16 protein-coding genes, 1 tRNA gene and 1 riboswitch are annotated in these 15,449 nt (G+C 63.9%); of the genes, 11 read left to right on the top strand and 6 right to left on the bottom strand.

All coding sequences use genetic code 11. The features are described 5' to 3' along the window. Positions 1-67: 67 nt before the first annotated feature. The 5 genes from L981_RS24465 (at position 68) to L981_RS24445 (ending at position 5,418) form a co-directional block, all read left to right on the top strand. The gene (locus L981_RS24465) at positions 68-1,276 is read left to right on the top strand and encodes an acetyl-CoA C-acetyltransferase (RefSeq protein WP_043622405.1); all 1,209 of its coding nucleotides are present in this window, start codon (positions 68-70) and stop codon (positions 1,274-1,276) included. 11 nt (positions 1,277-1,287) lie between these two features. Beyond that, positions 1,288-1,692, top strand: coding sequence for a YbaY family lipoprotein (locus L981_RS24460; RefSeq protein ID WP_197067190.1), 405 nt, complete (start codon positions 1,288-1,290; stop codon positions 1,690-1,692). A gap of 11 nt (positions 1,693-1,703) precedes the next feature. After that, positions 1,704-3,920, top strand: a complete 2,217-nt coding sequence (locus L981_RS24455) for an FAD-dependent oxidoreductase (protein WP_043622402.1) — start codon at positions 1,704-1,706, stop codon at positions 3,918-3,920. 162 nt (positions 3,921-4,082) lie between these two features. Next, positions 4,083-4,511, top strand: a complete 429-nt coding sequence (locus L981_RS33435; protein ID WP_052201998.1) for a GNAT family N-acetyltransferase — start codon at positions 4,083-4,085, stop codon at positions 4,509-4,511. A gap of 73 nt (positions 4,512-4,584) precedes the next feature. Beyond that, positions 4,585-5,418: a methyltransferase domain-containing protein gene (locus L981_RS24445; protein WP_043622399.1), complete on the top strand. Its 834-nt coding sequence runs from the start codon at positions 4,585-4,587 to the stop codon at positions 5,416-5,418. 22 nt (positions 5,419-5,440) lie between these two features. Here L981_RS24445 and L981_RS24440 read toward each other — a convergent pair whose 3' ends face one another. Continuing rightward, positions 5,441-6,325, bottom strand: coding sequence for a DMT family transporter (locus tag L981_RS24440; RefSeq protein WP_043622443.1), 885 nt, complete (start codon positions 6,323-6,325; stop codon positions 5,441-5,443). Between the two features lie 219 nt (positions 6,326-6,544). Here L981_RS24440 and L981_RS24435 point away from each other — a divergent pair, with 219 nt between their 5' ends. Continuing rightward, positions 6,545-7,126, top strand: coding sequence for a LysE family translocator (locus L981_RS24435; protein ID WP_043622397.1), 582 nt, complete (start codon positions 6,545-6,547; stop codon positions 7,124-7,126). Positions 7,127-7,193: 67 nt separating this feature from the next. Here the strand turns inward: L981_RS24435 and L981_RS24430 are convergent, their stop codons facing one another. Further along, positions 7,194-7,658 (bottom strand): SRPBCC family protein, encoded by a 465-nt coding sequence (locus L981_RS24430; RefSeq protein ID WP_043622395.1) that lies wholly within the window; start codon positions 7,656-7,658, stop codon positions 7,194-7,196. 133 nt (positions 7,659-7,791) lie between these two features. On the opposite strand from L981_RS24430, the gene L981_RS24425 reads away from it, so the two are divergent. Then, positions 7,792-8,301 carry a helix-turn-helix domain-containing protein gene (locus tag L981_RS24425; RefSeq protein WP_043622393.1) on the top strand — a complete coding sequence of 170 codons (510 nt, stop codon included), beginning with the start codon at positions 7,792-7,794 and terminating at the stop codon, positions 8,299-8,301. Between the two features lie 18 nt (positions 8,302-8,319). Here L981_RS24425 and L981_RS24420 read toward each other — a convergent pair whose 3' ends face one another. Beyond that, positions 8,320-9,402, bottom strand: coding sequence for a calcium:proton antiporter (locus L981_RS24420; protein WP_043622390.1), 1,083 nt, complete (start codon positions 9,400-9,402; stop codon positions 8,320-8,322). Between the two features lie 187 nt (positions 9,403-9,589). On the opposite strand from L981_RS24420, the gene L981_RS24415 reads away from it, so the two are divergent. From L981_RS24415 to L981_RS24405, 3 genes are all read left to right on the top strand, one after another. Then, positions 9,590-10,243 carry a helix-turn-helix transcriptional regulator gene (locus tag L981_RS24415; protein ID WP_043622388.1) on the top strand — a complete coding sequence of 218 codons (654 nt, stop codon included), beginning with the start codon at positions 9,590-9,592 and terminating at the stop codon, positions 10,241-10,243. Positions 10,244-10,256: 13 nt separating this feature from the next. Beyond that, positions 10,257-11,090, top strand: coding sequence for a thermonuclease family protein (locus L981_RS24410; protein ID WP_043622385.1), 834 nt, complete (start codon positions 10,257-10,259; stop codon positions 11,088-11,090). 128 nt (positions 11,091-11,218) lie between these two features. Then, positions 11,219-11,629 (top strand): tellurite resistance TerB family protein, encoded by a 411-nt coding sequence (locus L981_RS24405; RefSeq protein ID WP_043622382.1) that lies wholly within the window; start codon positions 11,219-11,221, stop codon positions 11,627-11,629. A 34-nt stretch (positions 11,630-11,663) separates the two neighbouring features. Here L981_RS24405 and L981_RS24400 read toward each other — a convergent pair whose 3' ends face one another. From L981_RS24400 to L981_RS24390, 3 genes are all read right to left on the bottom strand, one after another. After that, positions 11,664-12,497: a transporter substrate-binding domain-containing protein gene (locus L981_RS24400; RefSeq protein WP_043622378.1), complete on the bottom strand. Its 834-nt coding sequence runs from the start codon at positions 12,495-12,497 to the stop codon at positions 11,664-11,666. A 138-nt stretch (positions 12,498-12,635) separates the two neighbouring features. Beyond that, a tRNA-Gly gene (locus L981_RS24395) sits at positions 12,636-12,710 on the bottom strand. A gap of 81 nt (positions 12,711-12,791) precedes the next feature. Continuing rightward, on the bottom strand, positions 12,792-13,889 hold the full coding sequence (locus L981_RS24390; protein ID WP_043622376.1) for a 2'-deoxycytidine 5'-triphosphate deaminase: 1,098 nt from the start codon (positions 13,887-13,889) through the stop codon (positions 12,792-12,794). 74 nt (positions 13,890-13,963) lie between these two features. Then, positions 13,964-14,042, top strand: a riboswitch (SAM riboswitch). A gap of 44 nt (positions 14,043-14,086) precedes the next feature. Between L981_RS24390 and L981_RS24385 the strand changes: the two genes are divergently transcribed. Continuing rightward, on the top strand, positions 14,087-15,271 hold the full coding sequence (locus tag L981_RS24385) for an O-succinylhomoserine sulfhydrylase (RefSeq protein ID WP_043622374.1): 1,185 nt from the start codon (positions 14,087-14,089) through the stop codon (positions 15,269-15,271). Positions 15,272-15,449: the final 178 nt, after the last annotated feature.

The raw sequence follows: 15,449 nt of genomic DNA, 5'->3' as shown, positions 1-15,449 counted from the left end.
GTCGCGGAAGCGATCTAACATGTTTGACGGGCAGCACCTGACGGTACTGCCGAAAGGGAGATGAGACATGACGAAAGTCTTCGTTTACGACCACGTGCGCACGCCCCGCGGCCGTGGCAAGAAGGACGGATCGCTGCACGAAGTGCCGTCCGTTCGGCTCGCCGCCAAGATGCTGGGAGCGGTGCGTGACCGCAACGACCTCGACACGTCGACCGTCGACGACATCATCATGGGTTGCGTCGATCCGGTGATGGACGCAGGCGCGGTGATCCCGAAGGCTGCCGCCTTCGAAGCCGGCTATTCGACCCGTGCACCGGGCATGCAGATCTCGCGCTTCTGCGCTTCCGGCCTCGACGCCGTCAACTTCGGCGCAGCGAAGATCGCCCAAGGCGCCGACGACATCGTCATTGCCGGCGGCGTTGAATCGATGTCGCGCGTCGGTCTCGGCATGTCCGGCGGCGCCTGGTTCATGGATCCTTCGGTCAACCTGCCGGCCTTCTTCATGCCGCAGGGCGTTTCGGCCGACCTGATCGCTACCAAGTACGGCTTCACCCGCGACGACGTCGACGCCTATGCCGTCGAAAGCCAGAAGCGCGCAGCGCATGCCTGGGAAAAGGGCTACTTCAAGAAGTCCGTCGTCCCCTTCAAGGACCAGAACGGTCTCACCATCCTCGACCGTGACGAGCACATGCGTCCGGGCACCGACATGCAGGCACTCGCCTCGCTCAACCCGTCCTTCCAGATGCCAGGTGAAATGGGCGGCTTCGAAGCGGTCGGCATCCAGGCACACCCTGAAATCGAAAAGATCAACTACGTGCACCATGCCGGCAATTCGTCCGGGATCGTCGACGGTGCAGCAGCCGTGCTGCTCGGCTCCAAGGCCGGCGGCGAAAGCATGGGCCTGAAGCCGCGCGCCCGCATCCGCGCCTTCGCCAATATCGGCTCCGATCCGGCACTGATGCTGACCGGCCCGGTCGACGTCACCGAGAAGCTGCTGAAGCGCGCCGACATGAAGCTGTCGGACATCGATCTCTTCGAGCTCAACGAAGCCTTTGCGGCCGTCGTCCTGCGCTACATGCAGGCCTTCGACATCCCGCACGACAAGATCAACGTCAACGGCGGCGCGATCGCTATGGGCCATCCGCTCGGCGCGACCGGCGCGATGATCCTCGGCACCGTGCTCGACGAACTGGAGCGCCGCGATCTCAACACCGCGCTCGTCACCCTTTGCATCGGCGCCGGCATGGGCACGGCCACGATCATCGAAAGGGTCTGACGATGGACGTGATGCGCCGCACCCTTCTCGGAGTGTTGGGCCTGGGGCTGCTTGCAGTCTCGGCTTGCGTCTCCGACGAAGAGGAAGGCGGCGACAGCTTCACGCTCACCGGTGCGATCGCCAATGTCGCCAGCGGCCCGGTTCCGGCCGGCACCGTCACGATCCGGCTCGAAGAGCAGGGCGTGATGGACGTCGCCGCCAAGCTGATCGCCGAGACGTCTGTCGTCAGCGACGGCAAGGCCACCCGCGTGCCCTTCGTGCTGCAGGTGCCGAAGCCCGAACTCGACAAGGCTGTCGACGCCGGCTTCAGCATCCGTGTTGAGCGCGACGGGCGGCTGATCGCCACCAACACCAGCAAGCAACGTTACAGCGGCGGATCGAACGTCTCGCTGCAGATCGAACCCATTCTCTACTGAGGGGGAGAACCATGACGAATTACACCAATTTCAAGATCGAGACCGACGCCGACGGCATTGCGCTCATCACCTGGGACATGCCCGAGAAGTCGATGAACGTCTTCACCCAGGAGGTGATGGAAGAGCTGAACGCCATCGTCGACCAGACCACCGCCGATGCGGCGGTCAAGGGCGTCGTCTTCACGTCGGGCAAGTCGAGCTTCTCCGGCGGCGCTGATCTCTCGATGATCAAGTCGATGTTCACCTTCCAGCAGGAAGAGAAGAAAAAGGATCCGGATAACGCCGCCCAGAAGCTCTTCGATCTGGTCGGCCGGATGACCGGGCTCTTCCGCAAGCTCGAAACCTCCGGCAAGCCGTGGGTCTCGGCGATCAACGGCACCTGCATGGGCGGCGCCTTCGAGCTTTCGCTCGCCTGCCACGGCCGCGTTGCCTCCAATTCCAAGTCGGTGAAGATCGCTCTGCCGGAAGTCAAGGTCGGCATCTTCCCGGGCGCCGGGGGCACCCAGCGCGTGCCGCGGCTTACCAACGCGCAGGACGCGTTGCAGATGATGACGACCGGTTCGTCGCTGACGGCAGCCCGCGCCAAGGCGATGGGCCTCGTGCATGAAGTCGTCGACGCCGACAAGCTGGTCGATGCCGCCAAGGCGATGATCAAGAACGGCCTGAAGCCGGTCCAGCCCTGGGACGAAAAGGGCTACAAGGTTCCCGGCGGCGGCATCTGGACGCCGGCCTCGGCCCAGCTCTGGCCGGCCGCTTCCGGCATTCTGCGCCGCGAGACCTACGGCAACTATCCGGGCGCCGTCGCGATCCTGAAGTGTGTCTATGAGGGCCTGCAGGTTCCGTTCGACACGGCGCTCAAGATCGAGCAGCGCTACTTCACCGAGATCCTTCAGACGACCGAAGCCTTCTCGATGATCCGCTCGCTGTTCGTCTCGATGCAGGAGCTCGGCAAGGGCGCCCGCCGCCCGGCTGGCGTGCCGAAGTCGGAGTTCAAGCATGTGGGCGTCGTCGGCGCCGGCTTCATGGGCGCCTCGATCGCCTATGTGACGGCTGCTGCAGGCATCGCCGTGACGCTGATCGACCGCGACATGGAAGCGGCCGAAAAGGGCAAGGCGCATTCGGAAGGCCTGGTGAAGGATTCGGTCGGCAAGGGCCGCCTGACCAAGGAAGAAGGCGAAGCTCTGCTTGCCCGCATCACGCCGTCGGCCGACTACAACGATCTCAAGACCGCCGGCCTCGTCGTCGAAGCGGTGTTCGAGGATCGCCAGGTCAAGAAGGACGTGATCGAGAAGGTGGAAGCGGTGATTGCCGAGGACGCGATCTTTGCGTCCAACACCTCGACGCTGCCGATCACCGGTCTCGCCAAGAACTCCAAGCGCCCGGGCCAGTTCATCGGCGTCCATTTCTTCTCGCCAGTCGAAAAGATGATGCTGACGGAAGTGATCCTCGGCAAGGAAAGCGGCGACAGGGCACTTGCCGTGGCACTCGACTATGTGGCCGCAATCAAGAAGACTCCGATCGTCGTCAACGACACCCGCGGCTTCTACGTCAACCGCTGCGTCTTCCGCTACATCCACGAAGCCTATGACATGCTGATCGAAGGCGTGCCGCCGGCAATGATCGAGAATGCCGCCAAGATGGCCGGCATGCCGGTCGGCCCGCTGTCGCTCAACGACGAAGTGGCGATCGACCTCAGCCAGAAGATCCTCAAGGCCACCGTCGCCGACCTCGGCGAAAAGGCCGTCGATCCCAAGCACCTGGCGCTGATCAACAGGATGGTCGACGATCTCGACCGCCGCGGTCGCAAGAACGGCAAGGGCTTCTACGAGTACCCGGCCAAGCCCGCCAAGAAATATCTGTGGCCGGAGCTGAAGACGCTCTATCCGCAGAAGAACGCCGACAAGATCGATGTCGAGGTGCTGAAGCAGCGGCTTCTCGCCACGATCGCGCTCGAAGCCGCGCGCACCATGGAAGAAGGCATCGTCACCGATCCGCGCGAAGCCGACGTCGGCTCGATCCTCGGCTTCGGCTTTGCGCCCTATACCGGTGGCACGCTCTCCTACATCGACGGCATGGGCGTAAAGGCCTTCGTCAAGATGTGTGAAAAGCTCGCCAAGGACTATGGCGACCACTTCAAGCCGACGGCGCTCTTGAAGGAAATGGCCGAACGCGGCGAGACGTTCTACGGCCGCTTCGATCCCTACGGCGAGAAGAAGCAGGCGGCGTAAGCTTCGCTCATCGCATTGGAAGCAGGCCCCTCGGGGCCTGTTTTCGTTTGAACACGGCACATTCGAGGCCCTTGCCGGCTCAACGCTCACCCGGCCGCCATCACCCTGTTACAGTTCTGGTGCTAGGCCCACGCGGATGGAACCGCTACCCACGACGAACCCATGACGAAAACGACATTCCGCGCCGCCGCCCCCGGCGACGAACCTTATCTGCACTGGCTCGAAGAAGCCTGCATGCGCGACTATGCCGTCGCACTCTGGGGCAGTTGGCGCCCGCGTCCGGCGGATGCGCTGATCCTCGATGAACATCGCCTCATCGTTGCAGACGGCGAAGATGCCGGCTGTGTTTCGGTGACGCCGCGCGCGGACCATCTCTGGGTGAACAAGCTCTATGTCGCGCCCGCATATCAGAAGCGTGGCTACGGGGCTTTCGCCCTGAGGCAGGTGCTTGGCGAGGCGGGAGCGATCGGCCTGCCCGTGCGGCTCAGCGTGCTGACGACCAATCCGGCAGTGGCCTTCTATCGCCGCGAAGGCCTTGTGATCTATGAGGAAACCGCGGAACGGCGCTTCATGACATCGCGGGCGCGTTAAGCTTATCAGCATCTTCTGATTGACGCCCTCCGTGCGGGGGCGCATCCTCCGCGACTTCAGAGGGGGACACGCCATGAGCGAGCCTGATCTCTATCTGCTTGGGCGCGCAGGGCCCGAAGAAGCACGCCTGAAACGACAAATCGCCAATCTCGCACCCGATTCCGACCAGCAACTCGAAAGGGTCGGCATCAAGCCGGGCGAGCGCGTCGTCGATCTCGGTTGCGGTCCCGGCGGCGTGCTGCATCTCATCGGCAAGCGCGTCGGGCCGACCGGCTCGGTGCTCGGCATCGAACGCGACCCGCATTTCGTCGAGCTTGCCCGCCGTTTCGTTGCCGGCCACGCGCTGCCGCAGGTGGAGGTGCGTGAGGGCGACGCCTATGCCACCGGCCTACCGCGCCGCTCCTTCGACGGCGCCCATATGCGGCTGGTACTGGTCAACGTGCCACGGCCGGAACTCATCGTGCTCGAAATGGTGTCGCTGGTGAGGCCCGGCGGCTGGATCGCGAGCTTCGAGGCCGATTTCCTGGCGCATATCTGCGATCCGCCGCTTGCCGCCTGGGACCGGCTGCTGGCCGCCTACACCGCCTATTCCACGGCCAGAGGCATCGACCTCAACATCGGCCGTCGGCTGCATCGGCTGTTCCGAAGTGCCGGCGTCGAGGCGATTTCCGTCGATGCGGTCGAGCACGTCTACCCGCCCGGCCACGACCGCCGATCGATCCTTCGGGATTTCATCAACAATGTCCGTGACAGGCTCGTTGCCGAAGGCTTCATCAGCCAAGTCCAGCTGGATGACGATCTCGCCGCCCTCGACCGGCATCTTGCCGACCCCACCGTGCTCGTGACGTCCCACCTGTTCTTCCGGTTGACCGGTCGTATACCGGAAGCCCTCGTCATCAAGGCGTGAAGCGTTCCGCTTCCATTCGGCCTCAGGCGGTTGCGCCCTGGCGCCGGTGCGCCAGGCGTTCGCCGACGATGATCAGCAGGCCGGCCGCAAAGATCAGTCCGGCGCCGGCGAAAACATTGGTGGCCGGTACGTCGCCCCAGATCAGGAAGCCGAGACCGAAGGCCCAGACGAGCGAGGTATATTCGAACGGTGCGATCACCGAGATCGGTGCGCGACGCATGCCCTCGAAAAAGGCGTACTGGGCAATGCCGGCGATGACGCCGGTACCGGCCATCAGCGCAACGTCGAAGAGCGCCGGCGGCGTCCAGAAGAAACCGACCGCAACTCCGGTCATGCCGATGAAGAAGACGTTAGAGATCGTCATCTGCACCAAGGTCGTTTCGTGGAGTGCGGTCTTGCGCAGCATCACCGTGCCGATCGCCCAGAAGACGGCGGCAAGCAAGGCCAGGAATACAGGCAGCGACAGCTTCATGCCGGTGCCAAGCACATCGCAGGCGACGAGCACGCCGACGAAGCCGATGAAGACGGCGAACCAGCGGATCGGCGGCACGTCCTCCTTCAGGATCGGCACCGCCAACAGCGTCACGACGATCGGCGCGGCATAATAGAGCGTCGTCATTTCGGCGAGGCTGAGATCACGCGCCGCGTTGAAATAGCAAAGCCAGGCGGCAAGCAGCAAAAGATTGCGCACGAAGAGCGGCTTGAGCACCGGCGACACGATGGCATTGCGCACCAGCTGGCCGCGGCCGATGACGAGGCAAAGCACCAGGATGGTGATGCTGCGGGTAAACAGGATCTGCCAGACCGAGTAGCCGACGACCAGCCATTTGACCGACGCATCCTGCAGCGAAAACAGGAAATAGGAAAACGTCGTCATGACGATGCCTGACAGGACGGTCTTGTTCATGGGAGCCTCGATCACGCCGGCGGGAAGGGAAGCGGCGGAGCCCGTCTGATAGCGCGGCGGCGGCGGGCGCGGAAGGGGCATGGCTGGGCGGCGCTGTGGCGATTTCTTGGGGTGGCCTGCGCCACGATCGGGCACCAGGCTTGATGGAGATCAAGAACCGGCGCTTGCACCGCTGCTAGAAGGCGGCGATAACGACCATGAAACCTAGGTCTCAATGACATGCAGCCGCTCGCCTTCGCCCTTGCCGCCCTCGTCCTGCTCGCGACACCCGGTCCGACGAACACGCTGCTCTGGCTTTCCGGCGCATCGGCAGGCTTCCGCCGGTCGCTGCCGCTTTTGACCGGCGAACTCGGCGGCTATCTTGCGGTGATCATTCCCGCCGTCGCGCTGCTCGCCCCGTTCCTCGCCGCCCATCCGAACCTCGGCCTGGCGCTGAGGTTCATTGCCGCCTGCTGGGTGCTCTATCTCGCCTATGCGCTCTGGACGACCGATGCCGAACGCAGCGAAGGCGTTGTCATCTCCATCCGACAAGTCTTCGTCACGACGCTGCTCAATCCGAAAGCCCTGATCGTCGCCCTGGTGCTGTTGCCGCAGACGGGATTGGCAGCCGTCTGGCCCTGGATCGCCGGCTTTTCGCTGCTGGTCGTCGCTGCCGGGTCGGCCTGGATCGGGGCCGGCGCCCTGCTGGTGCAGATGTCCAAGGGTCTGTCGACCTCGCACCTGCCGCGCCGGATCGCTGCCGTCTGCCTCACGCTGTTCTCTGTCGGCATCGCCGGTAGCGCGATTGCCGCCATGCACTAGAAAAATCCCGGAGGACCAGCACGTGTCCTCCGGGATCGATCGCGAGAAGCGGCCAGCCGGTCGTGTCTCAGGCGGCAACCGCCTCGCCGAGTTCCTTCGCCAAGGCGCCCATCAATTCTTCCCAGCCTCCGCGCCGGTACTCGAGCTTGTCGAGCCCGTCGAGGAAGGCGACCTGTTCGGTAAAGGCGAGCTGCGTGCCACTGCCGGCGGGCCGGATATCGACCGTGGCGACGGAGGCGGAAATTCTCCGGTCGTTCTGTGTCATCGTATAGGCAAAGATGATGCGACGGTTCTCGACGATGTCGAGATAGATGGTGTCGTCGTAATAGGTCGTCCCGTCGTCCTGGCTGAACCGGCCGCTCTCGCGCCCGCCGACGCGGAAGTCATGGGTGATCTGCGCCCCGGCCTCGACATTGACGAACCAGCGCTCCTTTGCGGCCGGTTCCGAGAACGCCCTGAACACCTCAACCGGTGTTGCCTTGAAGTTGCGCTCAATGGTGAAGCTCGAATGTTCCACGGATCTATCAGTCATGTCTTGCCTCCTCTGGGTCGGAAACTGATGGTTTATGATTAACTGGTTTCGATTATGAACTGCTATTAAATTGGAATCAGTTGAACGTTAGTGTCAGTGATGCGATAATGCAAGCGGTTTTAAAGAGGTGCCAATGAAGGACGACATGCGCTCGGGTTGCCCGATCAATCTTTCGCTCGAAGTGTTCGGCGACAAATGGAGCCTGCTGATCATTCGCGACATGATCTTCGGCGGCAAACGGCACTTCCGGGAGCTGCTGCGATCGCAGGAGGGCATCTCCTCGAACATCCTGGCGGACCGGCTGAAGATGCTGGTCGAACAGGGGATGCTGACGAAGCGCGACGACCCCACGCACAAGCAGAAGGCGATCTACAGCCTGACGGAAATGACGATTGCGCTGGTGCCGATCATGGCTCAGCTCGGCGCCTGGGGGCGACGCTACCTGCCGGTCAGCGAAGAGCTCAGCATTCGTGCCGAACTCATGGAGAACGGCGGCCCGGCGCTCTGGGACCGCTTCATGGACGAGTTGCGGCACGACCATCTGGGGACGCCACTCGACGGTCCTCCCAGGGTGCGCGCCACGCTGCAGGCCGCCTATGAAGAAGTGGTGGCCAGGAAAGCGCGCGAAGAGGCGACGGCCTGACGCTCGCCCATCATCGGCTCAAAGGCCGATCGCCGAGAGCATGACGAAGGTGGCAAACAGCACGAAATGCGTCATGCCCTCAATCGCGTTGGTCTGCCCGTCATTGAGGTTGATCGCCGCAACGATCAGCGTGATCGTCACCATCACCGTCTGAACCGGCGACATCGCCATCAGGAAGGGCTGGCCAGTATAGAGCGCGATCGCCTCCATCACCGGCACCGTCAGGATGACGGTCGAAAGCGAGGCGCCGAGCGCGATGTTGACCACTGCCTGCATGCGGTTGGCAAGGGCGGCGCGCATGGCGGTCATGATCTCCGGCGAGGCGGAAATCGCCGCGACGACGATCGCCGTGACGGCGAGCGGTGCACCACTCCCCTTCAAGCCTGAGGTCAGCAGCGACGACATTACTTCCGCCAGAAAGCCGATCAGCACGATGCCGAGTATGAGGATCACGATCGACGGCAGCACCGGCTGGTCCGGATCGCCTTGTCTCGCGCTCCCCTCGCCCTTCGCCTTCGGATAGCTGTAGCTGAAGAAGTAACTGTGCACGCCCACTTGCATGCGCAGGAACAGGGCGTAGAGCGTGATCATCGCACCGATGGTGAAGGCCGAGTAGAGATGCCATTTGGCCGCCGGCACGAATTCCGGCACGATCATCGAAATCCCCATCGCCGTCAGGATCATCACGCTGTAGGTGCGGGCGGAATCGTCGTTATAGGGCTGCTCGCCGTGCTTCAGGCCGCCGAGCAGGGCCGCGAGCCCCAGGATGCCGTTGATGTCGAGCATGACGGCCGCATAGATCGTGTCGCGCACCAGCGTCGGAGACGTCTCGCTCGTCATCATGATCGCCAGCACGACGACTTCGACGAGCACCGCCGAGAGCGTCAGGATCATCGTGCCATAGGGATCGCCGACCTTCGACGCCAGCACCTCGGCGTGATGTGATACCCGCAGTGACGCAAGCACGATCGCGACCACCAGGCCGCCGGCACCGAGAAGCGTTGCAAGGCGCCCCATTTCAAGCAGGTGATCTTCGAGCGCAAGTCCGGCGACCGCGGCAAGCATGGCGACGATCAGCAGGCGTTCCGCTTTCATGCGCATCAACAAAACGCCCTCCACCGAAAGCCTGTCCTGCCCATCACCGGAACTATAGGGGCGACGCCCCGCAAAGCAAATGACGGGACGAGGACTATTTTCCTCCCGATTCTTTACCGCCCTGCAGCGTTTCGGTAGTGTGGCCGGGAACCAAAGCAGCAAGTGGCCGCCTGCCCGGCCTGGATCTCTCGTCATGTTGTCTCACGGCACGATCTGGCACGCTATCGACACCCTGGCCGAGCGCCACCAGCTCTCGCCTTCCGGTCTCGCGCGCCGTGCCGGCCTCGACCCGACCTCCTTCAACAAGTCCAAGCGTCGCTCCGCCGACGGGCGGGAGCGTTGGCCCTCGACGGAATCGATCGCCAAGGTGCTGGAGGCGACCGGCGCCACCATGGACCAGTTCACAAGCCTGCTGCAGCCGGACGGGGCCACAGCGCCTTCAGAACCTGTGGCCGCTGCCGCGATCCCGCTGATCGGCTTTGCCCAGGCGGGTGCCGGCGGCTACTTCGACGACGGCGGCTTTCCCGCCGGTCAGGGCTGGGACGTCATCGATTTTCCCACGGATGCGGAAAAGCGCAGCGGCACCTATGCACTCGGGGTACAGGGAGACAGCATGCTACCGCTCTACCGCGACGGCGACATCCTGATCGTCGACCCCGGCGCGCCGATCCGGCGTGGCGATCGCGTCGTAGTGAAGACACAGGAGGGAGAGGTCATGGCAAAGGTGCTCACGCGCCAGACGCCGCGGGTGATCGAACTCCTGTCGCTCAATCCCGAGCATCCGAACCGCAGCTTCGAGACCAGCCAGATCGAATGGATCGCCCGGATCATCTGGGCCAGCCAATAGGACGTCCTTCCCGATGCGGCAGCATTTGTACACCCTTGCCGGCGGCATCGCCGCAATCGCCCTTTTCACCGGCATCCTCTATGCGGGCGCCGTCGCCATCCGCGACCGTGAGACCGCCGCCACGCCGGAACTCGTTCTCGAAACGCCCGACATGACCGATTTCGAGGCGACGCCGGATCAGGCCGACGATGAGGTCCCGCTCGACCCCGGCGCGCCCTCCGGCGGCGCAGCGACGACGGGCGAACAACCCCAGGGCACCCCCACGACCGAGAACGCGGCGCGCGCCATCGAGCCGCAGCAGTTCGGCCTGCCCGACACCGTCACAAGCGCGCCGCTCGAACGGGTGGAACCGCGCGCGCCGCTGTCGGAACCGAAGAAGGAAGCGAAGGCCGCCGGGCCGACCGTGCTCTATCGTCCGGTCGCGGTTGCAGCCGGCGTGATCCAGTTCGACAAGCTGACCCTGCAGATCGACGGCATCGAGCCGGAGCAGGCGGAGCGGACCTGCGAGAGCGGCGGCAAGAGCTGGCCCTGCGGCATCGTCGCACGAACCGCCTTCCGAAACTTCCTGCGTGCACGTGCGGTCAGCTGCCATCTGCCCGAAGGAGGTTCCGTTCCTTCGGCCACCGCCTCCTGCACGCTTGGCGGGCAGGATCTCGCCACCTGGCTCGTCGACAATGGCTGGGCGACACCGGTCGCGGGCTCCTCCCTCGAAAAACGCGCCGACGCGGCACGCCAGGCAAAGCTCGGTTTTTACGGTGACGATCCGCGGGACCTCAGCCACACGCCGATGACCTTCGACGATCCGACCCTCGGCCTCGGAGTGGACGCCTCGCAGCCAGACTTGTAAACAGCCGCGACAATTCCCAGCTCTCGACCGTCTGCCGAAAGCAACAGACGGCCCGACTCTTTGAAACGACGCAACTCCGGATCAGGAACCACCCTCTCCCTGGAATTGCCCTACCGCCGGAAAGCCCCATGCTGCCAAGCCTCAGCCACCACGAAGCTCTCGTCTACGTCATGGTGATGATGTCGGCGGTCGACCGCGAGATGAGCGACGACGAGTTTGCCCGCATCGGCAGGCTGGTCCAGTTCCTGCCCGTGTTCGAAGGCTTCGACGAGGATAGCCTCGTCCATATCGGCCATGAATGTTCGGCACAGCTGGCGGCGCCCGAGGGGCTCGACATCATGCTCGAAATCGTGCGCGAAGCGTTGCCGGAGAAGTTCCACGAGACGGCCTACGCGCTCGCCGTCGAGATCGCGGCCGCCGACCAGCGCATCCGCAACGAAGAAATCCGCCTGCTGCAGCTGCTGCGCGACCGGCTTGGCCTCGACAAACTGACCTGCGCCGCCATCGAGCGCGGTGCGCTTGCCCGCTTTCGCCGATAGGCCGGCCGACGATCGCGCCGGGAAGCCCTGAAGCTCAGTAGATACCGTTGGGGAAATAGCGCAGGTAGATTTCCTCCAACCGCCCGCTGCGCGACAACGCCAGCAGCGCGTGATCGATCGCCTGGGTCAGCGCCGGCTCCGACTTGCGGTTCATGATCGTCAGGCCTTCGCCGAGGAAGCGCTGCGAGAAGTAGGCGCCATCGACGAGCGCGCAGCAACCGCCGGCAGCGCTGCCAGAGATCCAGAAGGAAAGCTGCATGCCGTCGGAAAACACCGCCGGTACATCGCCCTTCTGCAGCGCCGTCAGCATGGCCTCGCGGTCGGGAAAGACCTTGGCCTCGATCTTCGGGAAGAACGCCTTGAACATCGCCTCATGCGTGGTTCCGGCAACGACACCGACCGGCTTGCCCTTCAGATCCGTCGGCGCGGTCACTGCGCCCGCCGCCTTGGTGTTGACCGCGAACCGCGCCGGGAGCCGCATGAAGGCGCGCGAAAAGCCGAAGCGCTGGCGCAGTTCCGGACCGACGGCGACGCCGGCGGCCACCGCCTCGCCCTGCCCCTCTTCCAGCGCCGGCAGCAGCTCCGCATAGGTCACGGCCTGGATCTGGCATTTGGCTTCGATGTCGAGCTCGCGGCAGATCTCGCGCACGAGATCCACATGAAATCCCGAAAGCTTGCCCGACTGGTCGATGAAGTTGAACGGCGGAAAGTCCACCGTCGTCAAGAAACGCAAGCGCGCGAGGCCCGTGAGGTCCGGCTTGGCGATGCGTTCGCGCGCATCGAAAAGGAGCGGCAGATCCTTGGGCTGGGCCGCAAGCGGCGTTGCGATCAAGGACGCGCAAAGGGCGAACAGGGAGAAAAGCTTCATGGGCAGCGGGCCGGCACGTCTCGTGTGTCAGATGCGGCCCTTAGAACCGCGGATGATTCATCCCGTCCTAGGTTAGCCGTCCACGGCGCAACTGGCCATAGGCCTTACGCCATCGAGGCAATGATCGGTTAGAAGGCGTGGAGCGGGTGATCGGGATCGAACCGACGACATCCAGCTTGGGAAGCTGGCGTTCTACCGCTGAACTACACCCGCGGCGCCTGCGAAATTTCCCGAACCGGGGCGATCTGTCAAGCACCCTCGCGCCGGATCGCGCCAGGGTCGCTTCGAAATCCCCTACTCGGCGCGAAAATGCTTCGAGAGCTTCAGGCCCTGCGCCTGGTAGTTGGATCCGACACCGAGACCGTAGAGACCATCCGGGCGTTCCAGCATGTGTTCGTAAATCAGGCGGCCGACGATCTGGCCGTGTTCGAGGATGAACGGCACCTCGTGGCTGCGCACTTCCAGCACCGCACGGCTGCCCGTGCCGCCGGCTGAGGCATGGCCGAAGCCCGGATCGAAGAAACCGGCGTAATGCACGCGGAACTCGCCGACCAGCGGATCGAACGGCGTCATCTCGGCCGCATAAAGCGGCGGCACATGCACGGCCTCGCGCGAGACGAGAATATAGAACTCATCCGGATCGAGGATCAGTTCGTCGCGGCCGCGGCTATAAAGCGGCTCCCAGAAATCGAAGATCGCGTGCTGCGCCTTCTTGTCGACGTCGATAACCGCCGTGTGGTGCTTGCCGCGATAGCCGATCAGGCCTTCGGGCCCGGTACCCTTCAGATCGATCGACAGCGCGATACCGCCGCCGCTGACATTCGGCTTGTCGCTCGCCACCAGCACGTCGCTATCATGCAGCGCCTGCAATTCCTGTTCCGACAGGATCGATTGGCCCATGCGGAAGCGGATCTGCGACAGGCGCGAGCCGCGGCGCACGACGATCGGGAAGGTGCGCGGGCTGATTTCGAGATAGAGCGGACCGCTGTAGCCGGCCGGGATCTTGTCGAATTCCTGGGCGCGGTCGGTGATGACGCGGGTGAAGATGTCGAGGCGGCCGGTCGAGCTCTTCGGGTTGGCCGAGGCCGACATGCCCTTGGGCAGCGCCAGGCTTTCCATCAGCGGAACGATGTAGACGCAGCCGGTCTCCAGCACCGCACCCTCGGTCAGGTCGACCACGTGCAGCTTCAGCCGGTCGAGCTTGTCGGCAACGAGATGAGATGGACCCGGCATGAAGCTCGCGCGGACGCGAAAAGCCTTGGCGCCGAGGCGCAGGTCGAGGCTTGCCGGCTGGATCTGATCGTCATCCAGCGGCTTCTCGCTCTTCAAGCGTCCCGATTCGAACAGCGCGGCGATCGCGCGATCGGCCAAAATCCCAGTGTCGCGGCCCATTGCAGTCCTCTTTTCAGTTGCGAGACAAAACCAAACTCCGGGAATTGACGCAAGCGTACCCTGGCAGTATTGAAGCTTTATCCCGTGGTGATTTGGCCGGTCGGCTTGCAGCCACGTTAAACAAGTAGCTAAAAAGGCCGGGTGTCAAACCGGCCCTTCACGCGGCCGGTTTTTTTGTTTTTGAAAGTGATCGTCACATGAGCAAAAACTGGCGCCCCGCAACGCAACTGGTCCATGGCGGCACGACCCGCTCCCAGCACGGCGAGACCTCCGAAGCGATCTTCCTCACCCAGGGCTTCGTCTACGAGACCTCTGAAGCCGCCGAGGCGCGCTTCAAGGGCGAGACCGAAGGTTTCATCTACGCCCGCTACGGCAGCCCGACCAACGACATGTTCGAAAAGCGCATGTGCATGCTGGAAGGCGCTGAAGACGCGCGCGCCACCGCATCGGGCATGGCCGCGGTCACCGCCGCCATCCTCTGCCAGCTGAAGGCCGGCGATCATATCGTCGCCGCCCGCGCGCTCTTCGGCTCCTGCCGTTGGGTGGTCGAGACGCTGGCGCCGAAATACGGCATCGAGTGCACGCTGGTTGACGGGCGCGATCTCGCCAACTGGGAAAAGGCGATCCAGAAGAACACCAAGGTCTTCTTCCTCGAAAGCCCGACCAACCCGACGCTTGAAGTCATCGACATTGCCGGCGTCGCCAAGCTCGCCAACCAGATCGGCGCCAAGGTCGTCGTCGACAACGTCTTTGCGACGCCGCTCTTCCAGAAGCCGCTGGAACTGGGCGCCCATATCGTCGTCTATTCCGCCACCAAGCATATCGACGGCCAGGGCCGTTGCCTCGGCGGCGTGGTGCTTTCCGACAAGGAATGGATCAACGAGCACCTGCACGACTACTTCCGCCACACCGGCCCGGCGATGTCGCCGTTCAACGCCTGGACGCTGCTGAAGGGCATCGAGACGCTGCCACTGCGCGTGCGTCAGCAGACGGAAACAGCCCGCCGCGTCGCAGACTTCCTGGCGGAACAACCGCAGGTCGCCAAGGTCATCTATCCCGGCCGCAAGGACCACCCGCAGGCCGACATCATCGCCAAGCAGATGACCGGCGGCTCGACGCTCGTCGCCTTCGAGCTGAAGGGCGGCAAGGACGCTGCCTTCGCGCTGCAGAATGCGCTGGAGATCGTGCGCATCTCCAACAACCTCGGCGACAGCAAGAGCCTGATCACCCATCCGGCCACGACCACGCACAAGAACCTGACCGACGAGGCCCGTACGGAGCTCGGCATGTCAGCCGGCACCGTGCGCTTCTCGGCTGGTATCGAGGACAGCGACGACGTGGTGGAAGATTTCGCCCGCGCGCTGAAGGCGGTGAAGGCCTGATTTACGAAGACGCGGCCGCCGTGACCAACGGCGGCCGACGCCCCTTGCCGGCCGTCACAAGATGGTTTCCGGCGGCCCAGCGCCAGGGCGCCAAGCCGGTTTCACCCGCGCGATCCCGTCAGCACGACCATCCGTCCCATCGTGGGATCGCACAATCTTGCCGTTATTCTTGACGAAA

The organism is Ensifer sp. ZNC0028, from assembly GCF_000799055.1.
GTDB lineage: Bacteria > Pseudomonadota > Alphaproteobacteria > Rhizobiales > Rhizobiaceae > Ensifer.
Note: the sequence above shows the minus strand (reverse complement) of the source record. Positions and strands in the feature narration are given on the sequence as shown.

Bases quoted from the DNA above. Each gene is read 5' to 3' on its own strand.
- L981_RS24465 (WP_043622405.1), top strand. From the start codon at position 68: ATGACGAAAGTCTTCGTTTACGACCACGTGCGCACGCCCCGCGGCCGT.
- L981_RS24460 (WP_197067190.1), top strand. From the start codon at position 1,288: ATGCGCCGCACCCTTCTCGGAGTGTTGGGCCTGGGGCTGCTTGCAGTC.
- L981_RS24455 (WP_043622402.1), top strand. From the start codon at position 1,704: ATGACGAATTACACCAATTTCAAGATCGAGACCGACGCCGACGGCATT.
- L981_RS33435 (WP_052201998.1), top strand. From the start codon at position 4,083: ATGACGAAAACGACATTCCGCGCCGCCGCCCCCGGCGACGAACCTTAT.
- L981_RS24445 (WP_043622399.1), top strand. From the start codon at position 4,585: ATGAGCGAGCCTGATCTCTATCTGCTTGGGCGCGCAGGGCCCGAAGAA.
- L981_RS24440 (WP_043622443.1), bottom strand. From the start codon at position 6,325: ATGAACAAGACCGTCCTGTCAGGCATCGTCATGACGACGTTTTCCTAT.
- L981_RS24435 (WP_043622397.1), top strand. From the start codon at position 6,545: ATGCAGCCGCTCGCCTTCGCCCTTGCCGCCCTCGTCCTGCTCGCGACA.
- L981_RS24430 (WP_043622395.1), bottom strand. From the start codon at position 7,658: ATGACTGATAGATCCGTGGAACATTCGAGCTTCACCATTGAGCGCAAC.
- L981_RS24425 (WP_043622393.1), top strand. From the start codon at position 7,792: ATGAAGGACGACATGCGCTCGGGTTGCCCGATCAATCTTTCGCTCGAA.
- L981_RS24420 (WP_043622390.1), bottom strand. From the start codon at position 9,402: ATGCGCATGAAAGCGGAACGCCTGCTGATCGTCGCCATGCTTGCCGCG.
- L981_RS24415 (WP_043622388.1), top strand. From the start codon at position 9,590: ATGTTGTCTCACGGCACGATCTGGCACGCTATCGACACCCTGGCCGAG.
- L981_RS24410 (WP_043622385.1), top strand. From the start codon at position 10,257: ATGCGGCAGCATTTGTACACCCTTGCCGGCGGCATCGCCGCAATCGCC.
- L981_RS24405 (WP_043622382.1), top strand. From the start codon at position 11,219: ATGCTGCCAAGCCTCAGCCACCACGAAGCTCTCGTCTACGTCATGGTG.
- L981_RS24400 (WP_043622378.1), bottom strand. From the start codon at position 12,497: ATGAAGCTTTTCTCCCTGTTCGCCCTTTGCGCGTCCTTGATCGCAACG.
- L981_RS24390 (WP_043622376.1), bottom strand. From the start codon at position 13,889: ATGGGCCGCGACACTGGGATTTTGGCCGATCGCGCGATCGCCGCGCTG.
- L981_RS24385 (WP_043622374.1), top strand. From the start codon at position 14,087: ATGAGCAAAAACTGGCGCCCCGCAACGCAACTGGTCCATGGCGGCACG.